This is a genomic window from Roseateles sp., assembly GCF_052436255.1.
Taxonomy (GTDB): Bacteria; Pseudomonadota; Gammaproteobacteria; order Burkholderiales; family Burkholderiaceae_C; genus Pelomonas.
The window spans coordinates 23,060-38,400 of sequence record NZ_JBQVNP010000038.1; the positions used below are offsets into that span (position 1 = coordinate 23,060).

The following is a 15,341-nucleotide window of genomic DNA, read 5'->3' on the forward strand; positions in this document are numbered from 1 at the left end:
GCCATTCCCACGGAGATTCGCATGGACGCCCCCGTCAAAGCCCTGAACACCGAAAAAGCCAAGGCCCTGCAGGCCGCCCTCGCCCAGATCGAAAAGCAGTTTGGCAAGGGCTCGATCATGCGGCTGGGCGAGGGCGAGGTCATCGAAGACATCCAGGTCGTCTCCACCGGCTCCCTGGGCCTGGACATCGCGCTGGGCGTCGGCGGCCTGCCGCGCGGCCGAGTCGTCGAGATCTACGGCCCTGAATCGTCGGGCAAGACGACGCTGACCCTGCAGGTCATCGCCGAGATGCAGAAGCTGCAAGGCACCTGCGCCTTCATCGACGCCGAGCACGCGCTCGACATTCAGTATGCACAGAAGCTCGGGGTCAACCTGCAGGAACTGCTGATCAGCCAGCCCGACACCGGCGAGCAGGCCCTTGAGATCGTCGACGCCCTGGTGCGCTCGGGCTCGGTGGATCTCATCGTCATCGACTCGGTCGCCGCACTGACCCCCAAGGCCGAGCTCGAAGGTGAGATGGGCGACAGCCTGCCCGGCCTGCAGGCTCGCCTGATGAGCCAGGCGCTGCGCAAGCTGACCGCCACGATCAAGAAGACCAACTGCATGGTCATCTTCATCAACCAGATACGCATGAAGATCGGCGTCATGTTCGGGTCGCCCGAGACGACCACCGGCGGCAACGCGCTGAAGTTCTACGCCTCCGTGCGCCTGGACATCCGTCGCATCGGCTCCATCAAGAAGGGCGAGGAAGTCATCGGCTCCGAGACCAAGGTCAAGGTCGTCAAGAACAAGGTCAGCCCGCCGTTCAAGACGGCCGAGTTCGACATCCTCTACGGCGAAGGCATCAGCCGCGAGGGCGAGATCGTCGACATGGGCGTCGTCGCCAAGATCGTCGAGAAGTCGGGTTCTTGGTACGCCTACCAGGGCGAAAAGATCGGCCAGGGCAAGGACAACGCTCGCGAGTTCCTGCGCGAGAACGTCGACGTCGCCCGCGAGATCGAAAACAAGATCCGAGCATCGCTCGGCGTCGCCCTCTTGGGCGGCGGGGGCGCTAGCGCCAGCGAGTGACCAATCATGTTTCGCCAAAACAAGATCCGAACATCGCTCGGCGTCGCGCTGCTGACCACAGCCGTCCCTGAGTAGACCCGCAGCACCTGCCATGGCGCGCGCGCCTTTGTCGCTGAAGGCCCGCGCCATTGCCTTGCTGGCCCAGCGCGAGCAAAGCCGTGCCGAGCTCAGGCGCAAGCTGCTGCAAATTGAGCAGCAGCGGCTGGCACGGCGCGCCGAGGCCGACCAAACAGGCGGCCACAGCAACGCCGCGGGTATGGAAGACGACCCGGGGCCGGCCGAGAAAGTCGTTGAGGCGCTGCTCGACAGCCTGGCCGCCGCTGGCTACCTTGATGAAACCCGCTTCGTCGAATCCCGTGTCCATGTGCGCGCCAGCCGTTTCGGCACCCAGCGCATCCAACAGGAGCTGGCCCAGCACGGGCTGAGACTCGATACAGAGCAGCAGGCGGCGCTGCGAGCAAGTGAGCTGGAACGTGCTCGCGAAGTCTGGATCCGGCGTTTCGGCACCGAACCGTCACGGGAGATGGCGGAACAGGCGCGACAAAGCCGCTTCCTGCTGGCCCGAGGGTTTGCCCCCGAAGTGGTGCGCCGCTTGTTGAAGCCCTAAGGGCCGCTTGACCGAGCGCGCAGGGGTAGTTTTCACCCTCCGTGCTACATTGCCGCCTGCCCCAAAACGGCGGTTCACCCGGTTACAAGCTCCTTGCCGCCAGGGCAAACAGCTGCATAAACCGTGGCGAACACCGTCCCGGCATTGGCCGGATGTTCTGCCCCAATTCCGTCCATGCCTGCCGTCCACCCGTCCATCACGCGCCGCCTGCTGCATCGCCGCGCACTCGATGTGCAGGTGTTTGCACGTAACGACGGATTGTTCGATGTCGAAGCCAGCCTGACCGACACGAAAACGCACGACGTTCCTCTGGCAGGCGAAGCTCGCAAGGCCGGCCACCCCATCCATGAAATGCGTTTGCGCCTCACCGTGGATGCTGCACTGACCATCACGGCTGCAAGCTCCGAGACGCGATGGATGCCCTATCCCGGCGCCTGCAACGAGCACGGCGAGGCCTACGCCCGCCTGGTCGGCCTGAACTTGATGAAGGGCTTCCGCACGGCGGTCAATGAACGCCTGGCCGGAACGCGCGGTTGTACCCATCTGACCGAGCTGTGCCAGGTGTTGCCAACCGCTGTCATCCAAGCCATGGCCGGCTCCGTCATCGACACGCGCGAGGGTGACGCGGCTGGCAATCCGCCCTTCCAGCTTGACCGCTGCCACGCGCTGCGTCGCGACGGCCCAACCGTCGCCAAGTTCTATCCACGCTGGCACATTCATGCCGCCGAGCCTGCGCCCGGCCGCGAGCTGGCCGAGGTACTCGGGAGCGACCATTCGCTCCGCGAAACATCCGTGCCAGCCACAACCGCTTCCTGACTTCCCGACCCGAGAGACCCAGCCATGAAAATTCACGAATACCAGGGCAAAGAGATCCTGCGCCAGTTCGGCGTCCCGGTGCCGCGCGGCATCCCGGCCTTCACCGTGCAGGAGGCGGTCGAAGCCGCTCAGAAGCTGGGCGGCCCGGTTTGGGTGGTCAAGGCGCAGATCCACGCCGGCGGCCGCGGCAAGGGCGGCGGCGTCAAGGTGGCCAAGAGCATCGATGACCTGAAGGAAAAGGCCGACGCCATCCTGGGCATGCAGCTCAAGACCCACCAGACCGGCCCGGAAGGCCAGAAGGTCCGCCGCCTCTATATCGAGGACGGCGCCGACATCGGCAAGGAGTTCTACATCTCCCTGGTGACCGACCGCGCGACGCAAAAGATCGCCTTCATCGCCTCCAGCGAAGGCGGCATGGACATCGAAGAGGTGGCCCACAGCACGCCCGAGAAGATCATCACCGAGATCATCGACCCGCTGACCGGCATCACCGCTGAACAGTCAAAGAAGATCGCCGCCGCCATCGGCATGGAAGGCCACACGGTTGACCAAGCCGTCGACGTGTTCGCCAAGCTCTACAAGTGCTACATGGACACCGACGCGTCGCTGGTTGAAATCAACCCCCTGAACCGCGACAGCAAGGGCAACCTGATGGCGCTGGACGCGAAGTTCAACTTCGACGCCAACGCGTTGTTCCGCCACCCGGAGATCGTGGCCTACCGCGACCTCGACGAGGAAGATCCGGCCGAAGTCGAAGCCAGCAAGTTCGACCTCGCCTACATCAGCCTGGACGGCAACATCGGTTGCCTGGTGAACGGCGCCGGCCTGGCCATGGCGACGATGGACACCATCAAGCTGTTCGGCGGCGAGCCCGCCAACTTCCTGGACGTCGGCGGCGGCGCCACGGCCGAGAAGGTGACCGAGGCCTTCAAGATCATGCTGAAGAACAAGAGCGTGAAGGGCATCCTGGTCAACATCTTCGGCGGCATCATGAAGTGCGACACCATCGCCGAGGGCGTCATCACCGCCTGCAAGGCCGTGAACCTGAGCGTGCCGCTGGTCGTGCGAATGAAGGGCACCAACGAAGAGCTGGGCAAGAAGATGCTGGCCGAATCGGGCCTGCCCATCATTGCCGCCGACACCATGGCCGAAGCCGCGACCAAGATCGTCGCCGCTGTCGCCTAACGCCCCGAGGAATCAGACATGTCCATCTACATCAACAAAGACACCAAGGTCATCACCCAGGGCATCACGGGCAAAACCGGCCAGTTCCACACACTGGGCTGCCAGGCCTATGCCAACGGCAAGAACGCCTTCGTCGCCGGCGTGAACCCGAAGAAGGCTGGCGAGAAGTTCTCAGAGATTCCCATCTACGCGACGGTCAAGGAAGCGGCTGGACAAACCGGCGCGACCGTGTCGGTCATCTACGTACCGCCTGCCGGCGCTGCAGCCGCCATCTGGGAGGCCGTCGAGGCGGACCTGGACCTGGCGATCTGCATCACCGAAGGCATCCCCGTGCGCGACATGCTGGAAGTGCGCAACAAGATGAAGGCCAAGGAAGCCGCAGGCGGCAAGCGCACGTTGCTGCTGGGCCCCAACTGCCCCGGCCTGATCACGCCGGAAGAAATCAAGATTGGCATCATGCCGGGCCACATCCACCGCAAGGGCCGCATCGGCGTTGTGTCGCGCTCGGGCACGCTGACTTACGAAGCCGTGGCGCAGCTGACAGAGATCGGCCTGGGCCAATCATCGGCCGTCGGCATCGGTGGCGACCCCATCAACGGCTTGAAGCACATCGACGTGATGCAAGCCTTCAACGATGACCCGGACACCGACGCCGTCATCATGATCGGCGAGATCGGCGGCCCCGACGAGGCAGAGGCCGCGCGCTGGTGCAAGGCCAACATGAAGAAGCCCATCGTTGGCTTCATCGCCGGCGTCACTGCCCCCCCCGGCAAGCGCATGGGCCACGCCGGTGCGCTGATCTCTGGCGGCGCCGACACGGCCGACGCCAAGCTGGCCATCATGGAAGAGTGCGGCTTCACGATCACGCGCAACCCGTCCGAGATGGCCAAGCTGCTCAAAGCCCTGCTGTAAAAGGGCTCCGCGCAAGCACAAGCCGCTGGGCCAACGCCCAGCGGCTTTTTCATTCAGGCTGCAGCGCTCGGGTGGTCGCCAATCTGCTCCGCCTAAGATCGACGGCATGGCGAGCGGCAAACCTGGTTTCTGGCAGCGCATCTTCGGCCGCGCGGCCGGCGATGGGGACGCGCCCCTCAGCGAGCTGTCCACGCTGCCTGCCGTTCAGCAAACGCAGGCGCCCGGCGCTGCGGCGCCCCAAGCAAAAGCCACGACGGCGCAGGACCTGCGTGACTTCGATCTCGGCGCCGAGATCGGCCGGGGCGCCATGGCCATCGTCTACAAGGCCACGCAGCGCTCCACCGGCAGGCAGGTCGCCATCAAGCGCCTGGCATTGAGCCGCGAGTTCTCCGCCGAAGACCTGGCCGACGTGCGCGAACGCTTCATGCGCGAAGCGCGAGCCGCGCGTGCCTTGGAGCATCCCGACATCCTGCAGGTCGTCGACGCCGGCCAGGACGGCGGCGACGCCTGGATCGCGCTGGAGTACGTGCTCGGCCGCGATCTCAGCCAGTTCACCAAGGCGGGCCAGTTGCTGCCGGTGCGTGAGGTCGTTCAGCTCGGCGCCCGGCTGGCGCGCGCGCTGCACTATGCGCACAGTCAGGGCGTTATCCACCGAGACATCAAGCCGGCGAACGTCATGCTGGACCGCGTCAACGGCAGCTTGAAGCTGATGGATTTCGGCATCGCCCGCGTCGGCGACGGCAGCCGCACCCGCACCGGCTTGGTCCTGGGCACGCCATCGTTCATGTCTCCCGAACAGCTGGCCGGCCTGACGGTGGACGGCCGCAGCGACCTGTATTCGCTGGGCGTTCTGCTCTATCAGCTGATCAGCGGCACCCTGCCGCACCAAAGCGATTCGATGGCACGGTTGATGCAACAAATCGCCACCGAACCCGCACGCGACGTGCGCGCACACCGCCCCGGCCTGCCCGAGTCGCTGGCCCTGGTGCTGGCCGTCGCGCTCGAGAAGCGCCCGGAGCTGCGCTACGCCTCGGGCGAGGAGATGGCACGCGATCTGGAAGCCGTCCTCGTGATGGATTTGCAGGCAGAGCCGAACGCGCCCGAAATGGTGCAGCCGCAGGAAGCTGCGTTCGCACAAACACTGCGCCTGACGCCCGAGGAAGCAGGGCAGAATCGTCGCTCCCCTGCCTCCGGCGCTGAGCCGCACGATCCTTCCCAAGCCTCATGACCCTGGAGTTCTTCAGCGCCACCGATGTGGGCCGCGCGCGCGACAACAACGAGGATTCGGTCGCGCTCGATGAGGCCGCCGGTCTGGCCGTGCTGGCCGATGGCATGGGCGGCTACAACGCCGGCGAGGTGGCCAGCCAGATGCTGACCGGCTTCATCAGCACGGAACTAGGCCGCTGGCTCAAGGATGCCGGCCGGGAAGCCCGGGCCGGCGAAGTCAGGCGCGCCATGGATATCTGCGTGGACAACGCCAACCGCGCCATCTTCAACGCCGCCAACACCAACCCCAAGTACGCGGGCATGGGCACGACGCTGGTGTTGGGCGTCTTCCGTCCGGAAGGCCTGCTGCTCGGCCATGTGGGCGACTCGCGCGGCTACCGCCTGCGCGCCGGCCGCCTGATGCAGATCACGCGCGACCATTCGCTGCTGCAGGAGCAGATCGACGCCGGCCTGCTGACCGTCGAGGAGGCCGCTTTCTCCAGCAACAAGAACCTCGTGACACGGGCTGTCGGCGTCGAGGACACCGTGCTGCTGGAGCTGCATTTGCACGAAGTTCAGCCGGGCGACACCTATCTTTTTTGCTCCGATGGCCTGTCGGACATGCTCGACGACGACAGCCTCGCCAATTTGCTCAATGGCAATCCGGCCCTGCCCGAGGCTGCACGTGCGCTGATCAACGCAGCCAATGAGTCTGGCGGGCGCGATAACATCGCGCTCATCCTGGCCCGCGCCGAGGGCCGCCAACGTACCGAAGGACGGGGCTGGTGGCCCTTCGGTCGACGTGGCGGCAAGGACTCTCCTGCCTGAAGAGTCGTGGCACGTACAACAGAACTTGAGGTCTTTCATGGGCAAATTGGTGGTCTCGCTCGACGGCGTGGTGATCAAGGAGGTACAGATCACCAAGGACAAGACCACGCTGGGTCGGCGGCCGTACAACGACATCGTCATTGACAACCTTGCCGTCAGCGGCGAGCACGCTGTCTTGCAGATGGTCGGGGCCGACGTCTTCATAGAAGACCTCAATTCCACCAACGGCACCTACATCAACGGCAAGGCCATCAAGAAGCAGCTGCTGGCGGACAACGACACCGTTGAGATCGGCAAGTACAAGATCAAGTTCCTGCTCAACGACGGCGGCGACTACGAGAAGACGATGATCCTCAAGCCCGGAACCGGCGCGCCGCCGAACCTGGGCCTCACGTCGACGTTCGGCTCGCTGGGCAACACAGCGCCTATCGGCCCGGCCTCCATCAAGGTCCTGACCGGCGCCGCTGCCGGCCGTGAAGTTGCTCTGACCAAGGTCGTCACCACGCTCGGCAAGCCCGGCGTCCAGGTGGCCTCCATCACCAAGCGCCCCACCGGCTATGTCTTCGCCCATGTCGAGGGCAGCCAGCGCCCCAGCGTCAACGGCATCCCGCTGACCGGCGAATCGATTGCATTGCGCACCGGCGACCTGATCGAACTGGCCGGCACGCAGATGCAATTCATCCAAGGCTGATTCGCGACCGCAGCGGCCTTTGGCCGCGCGAAAGGGCCGATCAGCAGCCGTTGCCGGCGAAACCGGCTGGCGGTGGTCAGTGCGTGACTTCCTCACGATAGCGACACCCCCAACTCGGTAATCCGACCGTCCGACCTCCAGGGCGGGTGCGTACATTCTTGGCTCCACCTCGCCTGACGCGAGGCCCCCGACACCGAGCCACGCATCGCATGAACATTCGCGTCCTGGGCTGCTCCGGCGCCATTGCCGCCGGCTACAAGACCACAGCCTTTTTGCTCGACGACGACGTTCTCATCGACGCCGGCACCGGCGTGGGCGACCTGCCGCTGGACGCACTGGCCGCCATCGACCACATCCTGATCAGCCACTCACACCTGGACCATGTGTTGGGCATCCCGCTGCTGGCCGACGCCGTGCTGCGCCTGCGCGCCGCCGCCGGCCGCCCACCGATCCAGGTCCATGCCCTGCCTGAGACCCTGGACGCGTTGCGCCGCCACATCTTCAACGGTGTGATCTGGCCTGACTTCACCGCCCTGCCCAGCCGTGAGGCGCCGGTGCTGTCGTTGCACGCTTTCCAGATCGGCGAGCGACTGGAGATCAGTGGACGCGTCATCGAGGTGCTGTCGGCCGCGCATACCGTCCCGGCGGTAGGCTTCGCCGTCGACGGCGGCGCTGCGGCGCAACATGCCCACTGGGTCTTCACGGGCGACACCGGTCCCAACCCGGCGCTGTGGACGCGCCTGGCCGAACTGCGCCTGTCCCACCTCGTCATCGAAACTGCCTTCAGCGACGACGAGGCCGAACTCGCGCATGTCAGCAAACATCTCTGCCCGGCCGAACTCGGCGAGGAACTTGCGCAACTGGCGGGCAGCGTGGACGTCCGCATCACCCATATCAAGCCCGGCGAGGCCGACGCCGTGATGCAGGGCGTGCAAGCGCTGAGCAGCCCACACCGCATCAGTGCGCTGGCAGCGGGTCAGGAAATGCTGCTATGAGCCTTCGAGCTCGACTGACGGCGCCCCGCGAGGCGCCATTTTTTTGCCTGACGTTTCCCGGCTGCCCCCGCCCGGGTGACACAACGCGTCAGTCCGAGGTGACGCTTTTTGTCAGCCCGAGGCACTTTCAGCCACGAAACCGTGCGGTTTTGCACGCTGGAAGGCCCTCGCGATGCTGGCACGGCCCCTGCATTCAAGGGGTCTGCCTCCCCACCAACCACTTCGCTGGAGTACCGACATGAATCTGAAAGCACGCGCCCAACAAGGCTTCACCCTGATCGAACTGATGATCGTCGTGGCCATCATCGGCATCCTGGCCGCCGTGGCGATTCCGCAGTACCGGGATTACACGTCTAAGTCGAAAGCTGCGTCAGCGGTAACTAGTTTGGGTGCGTATACGAAATCAGTGGCAATCTGCGCACAAGAAACGGGTTTGCTTGCCGACTGCGACTTGGGGGCGAACGGTATACCCGGCACCATGACCACGGTGCTCGTCTCTGGTGTGGCCGTTACTGATGGCGTCATCACCGCATCCATCCCGGCGAAGGCGATGGGAAATGACAACGCCAGCACAATCGTGCTGACGCCTGATGTCACTGGGTCGTCCCGCATCAAGTGGGTGGCCTCCTTCACCGGCGACATTCCGGCCGCGGTGCAGGCGTCTCTGACGAAGTCCTTCTCCTAATAAGCGTCCAAGCGTTTTCCTTGCAAGGGGCCTTCGGGCCCTTTGCGTTTTTGAAGCTTCAGATGCAGGCAGCACCCTGGCTCGCTATGCCAACCGTCCTATGCGTGGCCGGTTACTTGTTGGGGGTGCCTTTGCTCATCCCGTTGGTTGAGTCAAAGTTGAGCGCCTACGACGCTGCCCGCGCCACTCAACTCGCTCTCGTGCCGGTGATTGCCGCTTTAGGCTTAGCGAGGGCGATTCCTGTGTTACCACACCGCATTCGCTGGGCTACCACAGGGCTTGCAGTGCTGGGCCTACTGTCGTGCATGTTCGCAGCCAATTCATGGATGGCCCTGCGCGAGTTTTTGAATCTTGCATGTGTTTTGGCGCTGGGCGCGCTGCTGGCTGCCCAAGGAGTCGAAGCAATGAGATGGCTCCCCAAGATCGCCAGCCTCGCCGTAATGGCCTATGCCGCACCGGTGCTATGCATGGCGCTGGTCAGCGCGGCACATGGCGTACCAGTGGGCGCTGATCTGCCGCTTCCGGGCTTTGCTAACCGGCGCTATTTCAACCACGTGCAAACCGTTGCTCTACCACTGGCCGTCTACGGCGTGATCACCTTCAGATCCGGCGCCCTGCGCGTGCTGACGGGCTTCGGCTTGCTCGCCAGCATGGTGCTGCTTTGGATCACATTGGGTCGTGGCACTTTGCTCGCCTTTGCCGCGACCCTTGCGGTGCTCGGCGCGCTCTGCTTAACGCGTCGCCGCGAGGTGCGGTCGCCTTTTTCGATCTTTGCTACTTGCTTTACGCTGGGGGGGCTACTCGCTGCGGCGCTGCAAGCGCTCGCAGCGCCTGTCGGCCATATATTCAGCGTAGGGCGAGAAACCCAATCACTGGATTTGGTCAGTGACAACTCCCGCTTCGGCCTCTGGGCGCGCGCATGGGATATGGCCTTGCAGTCGCCACTGCTGGGAGCTGGGCCGATGCACTATGCCTATGGCAATCATGAGAAGGCCGCCCACCCGCACAGCCTGCCGCTACAGCTGCTGGCCGAGTGGGGCTTCCCTGCAACGCTGCTCATTGGTCTCGTTGGGGTGTGGCTAATGCAGGCGCTTACGCGAAAGCTACGTGCAGCAAGCGGTGCTGACCATCAACTTGGCGCCTGTCTCATCGCCTGCTGGACCGCCGTATTCGTCGACAGCTGGTTCTCCGGCCTTTGGGTGATGCCCGTCAGCCAGATGTGGCTTGCAATGCTGCTAGGCCTGAGTTGGGCATGGCTCTCGCATGACCGGGTGTCCAAAAAGCCAATTGCGCGCCGCTGGACCCTAATGCCTTTGATGCTGAGCAGTGCATTGATACTGCACACACTTCCGGAACTTATCCAGCTCAGTTCGCATCTCGAGTCAGTCAAGCAAGCGTTTCCGGGTGAAGGTGCAAGACCGAGATTTTGGTCACACGGGCAGTTCGGACCGCCTCATCTTTCCAGCCCGCGTTGACTGCGCGGCACATATAAAACCCACCTTGGCGGCGCCCACGCGCCCACGCGAACCTCAAGTCCCCCGCGCGCGCTAGGCGGGTATGCCCATGCCATCATCCGCGCCCATGTCTCCTGTGACGCCCGATTCCTCCGAGCAGGCCGCCCCATTGGGCCTCGTCCTTGCTGCGGCCCTGCCACCGCTGCTGGCCTTTAACCAGACCCCGGCGGCCACTCTCTATAACCAACTCCTGGCCCTAGCCGCCTGGGGGGTCGCACTGCTGCTGTGGGCCCGGTTCACGCCCGGGTGGCGCGTCGGACTGAGGAGCCCTGCGGCGGTGGCCATGGCCCTGCTGCTGGCCGCGCCGATGTGCTCGGTCGTCTGGCGCGCTTTGCCCCTTTCCCTGGGCCTGACCGCCACCGCCATCATTGGCGCAGGCCTGGCCGTGTTGCTCGTCGCCCAGGGGCTGTCCGGGGAAATGCGCAGCCGCGCTGCCGAGGCGCTGTGCTGGGGCCTGCTCGTTGCGGGCCTGGCCAGCACCGCCATCAGCCTCGTGCAGGTCTTCGCGCCCGGCTGGGCCGATGGCGACGTCATCGCCCGCTCCGGCATACCGGGCCGCGCCGTGGGCAACCTGCGCCAGCCCAATCACCTCGCCAGCCTGATGATGTGGGCTGCGGTCGCCGCCGTCTTCATCTGCGAGAAGCGTGGCTGGCGCGCGATGCTGCCGCCGTTGATGTTCGCCTGCGTCTTCACCGTCGTGTTGAGCGCCTCGCGCACCGGCTTCATCGGCATTGGCATGCTGGCCGCCTGGGGCCTCGTCGACCGCAGGCTCTCGCGCAATGCGCGCCTGAGCCTGCTCGCCACGCCGCTGATGCTGGGCGTGAGCTGGTGGCTGATGTCGCTATGGTCGGCCGAGGGCCATGCGTTCGGCGCGGCCTCGCGGCTGTCCGAAGGCGCCGGTTCGCCATCACGCCTGGCCATCCTGCGCGACGCCTGGGCGCTGATGCTGGCCAACCCCATCTTCGGCGTCGGCTGGGGTGAGTTCAATTTCGCCTGGAGCCTGACACCCTTCCCGACGCGGCCCATTGCCTTCTTCGACCACACGCACAACCTGCCGGCGCAGCTGGCCGTCGAGCTCGGGCTGCCCTGGGCCGGCGCGGTGCTGGGCCTGCTGACTTGGGCACTGTGGCAGGCCTGGCGTGACGCCGTGCGTGCTTCGGACGACGCACCGTTGCGCCGCATGGCACTGATGCTGGTGCTGACCATCACGCTGCACAGCCTGCTGGAGTACCCGCTGTGGTACGCGTACTTCCTGCTACCCGCCTGCTTCGCGTTCGGCCTGTCACTGCCGGCCGAGACGCCCCCGGAACCCGCATCTGCAGTGCCATGGCAAGCCATGGGCGGCCTGCTGATCGCCGGCAGCGCCTTCGCACTGTGGGACTACCAACGCATCGTCGCCATCTACGCGCCGAGCGCCGAAGCCGTGCCGCTGGGCCAGCGCATCGCCGCTGGCCAGCGCTCGCTGTTCTTCAGCCATCAGGCCGACTACGCGGCGGCCACCAGCCTCTCGCCCGGCCCGGTGGCCCTGTCTGCTGCACGCCGCACCGCGTTCAACCTGGTGGACGCGCGGCTGCTGATGCACTGGTCGCGCTCACTGGAGGCCACCGGGGATGTGGAGGGCGCGCGCTACCTGGCCGACCGGCTGCGCGAGTTCCGCAACCCGACGGGCGACAACTGGTTTGCGTCCTGCGGCGACGCCGCCTCGGCGCCCATGCCGCAATGCCTACCGGCGTCGACGGTGCGCGACTGGCGCACGCTACGTTGAAGGCGACGATGACTCGGCGGCCCGCCAGTCGCCGCTCTTGCCGCCCTGCTTCTCCAGCACACGCACATTGCCGATGACCATGCCGCGGTCGGCGGCCTTGCACATGTCGTAGATGGTCAGCAGGCCGACCTGCACGGCGCACAGGGCCTCCATCTCGACGCCGGTGCGGCCCAGCGTCTCGACCTGCGCCCGGCACAGCACGCGGCTGGACACCTCGTCCATCTCGAACTCAACCTTGACGCGCGTGATGGGCAACGGATGGCACAGCGGCACGAGGTCGGCGCAGCGCTTGGCGCCCTGGATGGCCGCGATGCGCGCCACGCCGAGCACGTCGCCCTTCTTCGCCGTGCCGCTGGCGATCAAGGCAAGGGTCGCGGGCAGCATGCAGATCTCTCCAGCCGCCACGGCGACGCGGTGCGTCTCGGCCTTGGCCGACACATCCACCATATGGGCCTGGCCGTGGGCGTCGAAGTGGGTCAGCAGAGACGTCATGCCTGGAAACAAACAGGAAACCGAGTTGCAGGCATCATAGACAGCCAGCCCGCGCTGGCCGGAGTCCCTGCCTGATGAAGAAGTCATTCGCCACCCGCCCCCTGCTCACCCTGCTTGCAGCCGCCAGCCTGGCTTTGCCCGGCGCGCCGCTGAATGCCCAGGTCAACCTGCCGGCGCTGGGCGATGCGGTCTCGCAAGACCTCGACGTCGGCACCGAGCGGCAGATCGGCGACCGCTACATGCGCCAGATCCGCATCGACCCGGCCTACCTGCACGACCCGCTGCTGCAGGAGTACATGGACGGCATCTGGAACCCGCTGGTCGCCGCTGCACGCAAGCTCGGGCATATCGGCGACGAGACGCAGGCGCGCTTTGCCTGGGAACACTTCCTGGTCGAGGACAAGAGCGTCAATGCCTTCGCGTTGCCGGGCGGTTTCGTCGGCACCCACCTTGGGCTGATCGCGATGACGGTGTCGCGCGACGAGCTGGCCTCGGTGATCGCGCATGAGATCTCGCACGTGACCCAGCGCCATATCGCGCGCCGCATCGCGGGCGATTCACGCAACAGCTGGGTCGCCGTGGCGGGCCTGCTGTTGGGAGTGCTGGCCGCCTCGCGCGGCAATGCCGACCTGGCACAGGCCGGCATCATCGGCGGCCAGGCGGCGGCAACGCAGCTGTCGCTGAATTTTTCGCGCGACATGGAGCGCGAGGCCGACCGCGTCGGCTTCAACGTGCTGGTCGAGGCCGGCTTCGCGGGCAGCGGCATGGTCGGCATGTTCGAGCGCATGGAGCAGGCCTATCACCTGATGGACTCGGGCGCCTTTCCCTATCTGCGCTCGCACCCGTTGACGAGCGAGCGCATCGGCGATGCGCGTACCCGCCTCGCGCTGGAGCCCTTCATGCGCCCGCGTGGCCTGGCGGAGCATGCACTGATGGCGGCGCGTACGCGGGTGCTGATGGACCAGCGCGTGGACGCCTGGAAGGTGCTGGAGAACTACGACGCCGGCGCGCGCAACATCAAGGAGAGTGGCGGCTTCGAGCAGCTCGGTGCCCGCTATGCCGCGGCGCTGGCGTCCATCAAGTTGCGCAACTTCGACCGCGCCGAGGCGTCGCTGCGAAGCGCCGAGTTGACGCTCGAGCTGCTCCGCCCCAGCCCGGCCGAGACCGCCTCGGCCACCCGCCTGCTGACCTTCCTGCGTGCCGAGCTGGCACAGGCCCGCGGGCGGGTCGCCGACGGCAATGCCGCGCTTGACCGCCTGCAGGGCGAGCGCTCACGGCCGCTACTGCTGCAGCGCGTCGGCCTGGCGCTGGCTGCGGGCCCGGCAGCGACGGGCGGGCCGGCGCTGCGTGAAGCAGCGGACGCCCTGCAGACCCATGTCAGCCTGACGCCGAGCGACGCGCTGGCGTGGTCGCAACTTGCGCTGGTCTGGGAGAAGCTCGGCCAGCCGCTGCGCGCGGTGCGCGCGCAGGCGGAGACACGCGCGGCCGCCGGCGATCTCAACGGCGCCATCGACCGCCTGCGCTCGGGGCTGCGCCAATCGCGGGGTGCCGACGCCGACCAGGTCGAGGCCTCGGTCATCGATGCGCGGCTGCGCGCCCTGGTCTATGAGCGCCAGTCGCTGCTTGGCGAGATGTACCGCGGGCGCTACATCCCGCCGGACGCCGAGCTGCCGTACTGAGACCCCTCGCCCCATCTCGCCTGGCTGGACGCCGGTGAGCCTAAGCAGTCCGCAAGGGACGGCGTTGTTCACGGGACGTGCCCCACTGGTACATCGCCGAGCGGGCCGGCTCGGGAGCGCCCCGGCGCTCGACCCGTGAAGCTACAGGATCAGTCGGACGGAAAGATGCGTTCGACGAGGACGTCGATGACCATGCCGCACAGGCTGTAGATCAACGAGCCGATCAGCGCTGCCCAGAAGCCGGTCACGATCAGGCCAGGGAGCAGCGATGCCGCGGCCCAGAACATCAGCGCGTTGATGATGAAGAGGAACAGCCCCAGCGTCAGCACCGTGACCGGCAATGTCAGCAGCACGAGGATGGGCCGCAACAGCGTATTCAGCAGGCCCAGCACCAGCGCCGCGATCAGCGCCGAGGTGAAGCTTGTCACCACAACGCCGGGGTAGAGGTGGGCGACCAGCAGCAGCGCGCCAGCCAGCAGCAGCCATCGAGTGAGCGTCTTCATACCGCCCAGCATACAGGGGCGCGTCGCGCGAGATGCGATTCTCAATAGGAATCATTCTCATTCAATGCTAAACTGCCGCTGTTGCATTCGGCAGCTCTTGCACATCATCCGCCTGGGCCGACCAGCGCTTGGTGCCCCTTGCCTCCTACTCCCCGTTGCCTGGCGTGACCTCAGCCTCTTCCGTCCTCGTTGAATCTGCAGCGCCCGCGCCGGCATGGCCGCTGGCTGCGCCCCTGCCGTCCCTGCCTGCGCGCAGCGATGACCTCGGCGCGCACGGCCGCCGCACGCTGATCGGCGCCGTGGTCGCGGCCCACCTGGTGGGCGGCTGGGCGCTGTTGCAGATCGACGCCGTGCGCCAGGCCGTCATCGAGGTTGCACCGGTGCTGATGGTGGAC

Annotated in this window: 15 protein-coding genes and 1 pseudogene; 14 read left to right on the forward strand and 2 right to left on the reverse strand. The window is 66.0% G+C overall.

Annotation, left to right across the window (positions count from 1 at the left end; all coding sequences use genetic code 11):
• Positions 1-21 precede the first annotated feature (21 nt).
• The 12 genes from recA (at position 22) to ACT6S0_RS11295 (ending at position 12,272) form a co-directional block, all read left to right on the forward strand.
• Positions 22-1,068, forward strand: coding sequence for a recombinase RecA (gene recA / locus ACT6S0_RS11240; RefSeq protein ID WP_444763974.1), 1,047 nt, complete (start codon positions 22-24; stop codon positions 1,066-1,068).
• A 91-nt stretch (positions 1,069-1,159) separates the two neighbouring features.
• Positions 1,160-1,675, forward strand: coding sequence for a regulatory protein RecX (locus ACT6S0_RS11245; protein WP_444763975.1), 516 nt, complete (start codon positions 1,160-1,162; stop codon positions 1,673-1,675).
• Between the two features lie 123 nt (positions 1,676-1,798).
• Positions 1,799-2,491: a DUF2889 domain-containing protein gene (locus ACT6S0_RS11250; protein WP_444763976.1), complete on the forward strand. Its 693-nt coding sequence runs from the start codon at positions 1,799-1,801 to the stop codon at positions 2,489-2,491.
• 24 nt (positions 2,492-2,515) lie between these two features.
• Complete coding sequence (gene sucC, locus ACT6S0_RS11255) at positions 2,516-3,676, forward strand: ADP-forming succinate--CoA ligase subunit beta (RefSeq protein ID WP_444763977.1); 1,161 nt, start codon at positions 2,516-2,518, stop codon at positions 3,674-3,676.
• A gap of 18 nt (positions 3,677-3,694) precedes the next feature.
• Positions 3,695-4,588 (forward strand): succinate--CoA ligase subunit alpha, encoded by an 894-nt coding sequence (gene sucD / locus ACT6S0_RS11260; RefSeq protein WP_056267171.1) that lies wholly within the window; start codon positions 3,695-3,697, stop codon positions 4,586-4,588.
• Positions 4,589-4,694: 106 nt separating this feature from the next.
• Entirely contained in the window at positions 4,695-5,816 is a 1,122-nt protein-coding gene (locus ACT6S0_RS11265; protein WP_444763978.1) for a serine/threonine-protein kinase, read from the forward strand.
• Positions 5,813-6,622 carry a Stp1/IreP family PP2C-type Ser/Thr phosphatase gene (locus ACT6S0_RS11270; protein WP_444763979.1) on the forward strand — a complete coding sequence of 270 codons (810 nt, stop codon included), beginning with the start codon at positions 5,813-5,815 and terminating at the stop codon, positions 6,620-6,622. Before ACT6S0_RS11265 ends, ACT6S0_RS11270 begins: the two co-directional genes overlap by 4 nt.
• Positions 6,623-6,659: 37 nt before the next feature.
• Positions 6,660-7,313 (forward strand): FHA domain-containing protein, encoded by a 654-nt coding sequence (locus tag ACT6S0_RS11275; protein ID WP_444763980.1) that lies wholly within the window; start codon positions 6,660-6,662, stop codon positions 7,311-7,313.
• A gap of 209 nt (positions 7,314-7,522) precedes the next feature.
• Positions 7,523-8,308 (forward strand): MBL fold metallo-hydrolase, encoded by a 786-nt coding sequence (locus ACT6S0_RS11280; RefSeq protein ID WP_444763981.1) that lies wholly within the window; start codon positions 7,523-7,525, stop codon positions 8,306-8,308.
• A gap of 238 nt (positions 8,309-8,546) precedes the next feature.
• On the forward strand, positions 8,547-8,993 hold the full coding sequence (locus tag ACT6S0_RS11285) for a pilin (protein ID WP_444763982.1): 447 nt from the start codon (positions 8,547-8,549) through the stop codon (positions 8,991-8,993).
• A gap of 158 nt (positions 8,994-9,151) precedes the next feature.
• Positions 9,152-10,468, forward strand: a complete 1,317-nt coding sequence (locus tag ACT6S0_RS11290; protein WP_444763983.1) for an O-antigen ligase family protein — start codon at positions 9,152-9,154, stop codon at positions 10,466-10,468.
• A 106-nt stretch (positions 10,469-10,574) separates the two neighbouring features.
• A complete protein-coding gene (locus ACT6S0_RS11295; RefSeq protein WP_444763984.1) occupies positions 10,575-12,272 on the forward strand; it encodes a Wzy polymerase domain-containing protein in 1,698 nt (565 codons plus the stop codon).
• Here the strand turns inward: ACT6S0_RS11295 and moaC are convergent.
• On the reverse strand, positions 12,264-12,764 hold the full coding sequence (gene moaC, locus ACT6S0_RS11300) for a cyclic pyranopterin monophosphate synthase MoaC (protein ID WP_444763985.1): 501 nt from the start codon (positions 12,762-12,764) through the stop codon (positions 12,264-12,266). The two genes, ACT6S0_RS11295 and moaC, sit on opposite strands and share 9 nt — an antisense overlap.
• 74 nt (positions 12,765-12,838) lie before the next feature.
• Here moaC and ACT6S0_RS11305 point away from each other — a divergent pair, with 74 nt between their 5' ends.
• The gene (locus ACT6S0_RS11305; protein WP_444763986.1) at positions 12,839-14,443 is read left to right on the forward strand and encodes a M48 family metalloprotease; all 1,605 of its coding nucleotides are present in this window, start codon (positions 12,839-12,841) and stop codon (positions 14,441-14,443) included.
• A 149-nt stretch (positions 14,444-14,592) separates the two neighbouring features.
• Here the strand turns inward: ACT6S0_RS11305 and ACT6S0_RS11310 are convergent, their stop codons facing one another.
• Complete coding sequence (locus tag ACT6S0_RS11310) at positions 14,593-14,946, reverse strand: phage holin family protein (RefSeq protein WP_444763987.1); 354 nt, start codon at positions 14,944-14,946, stop codon at positions 14,593-14,595.
• Between the two features lie 164 nt (positions 14,947-15,110).
• On the opposite strand from ACT6S0_RS11310, the pseudogene ACT6S0_RS11315 reads away from it, so the two are divergent.
• Positions 15,111-15,341: pseudogene (locus ACT6S0_RS11315) on the forward strand (hypothetical protein); the annotation flags it as partial.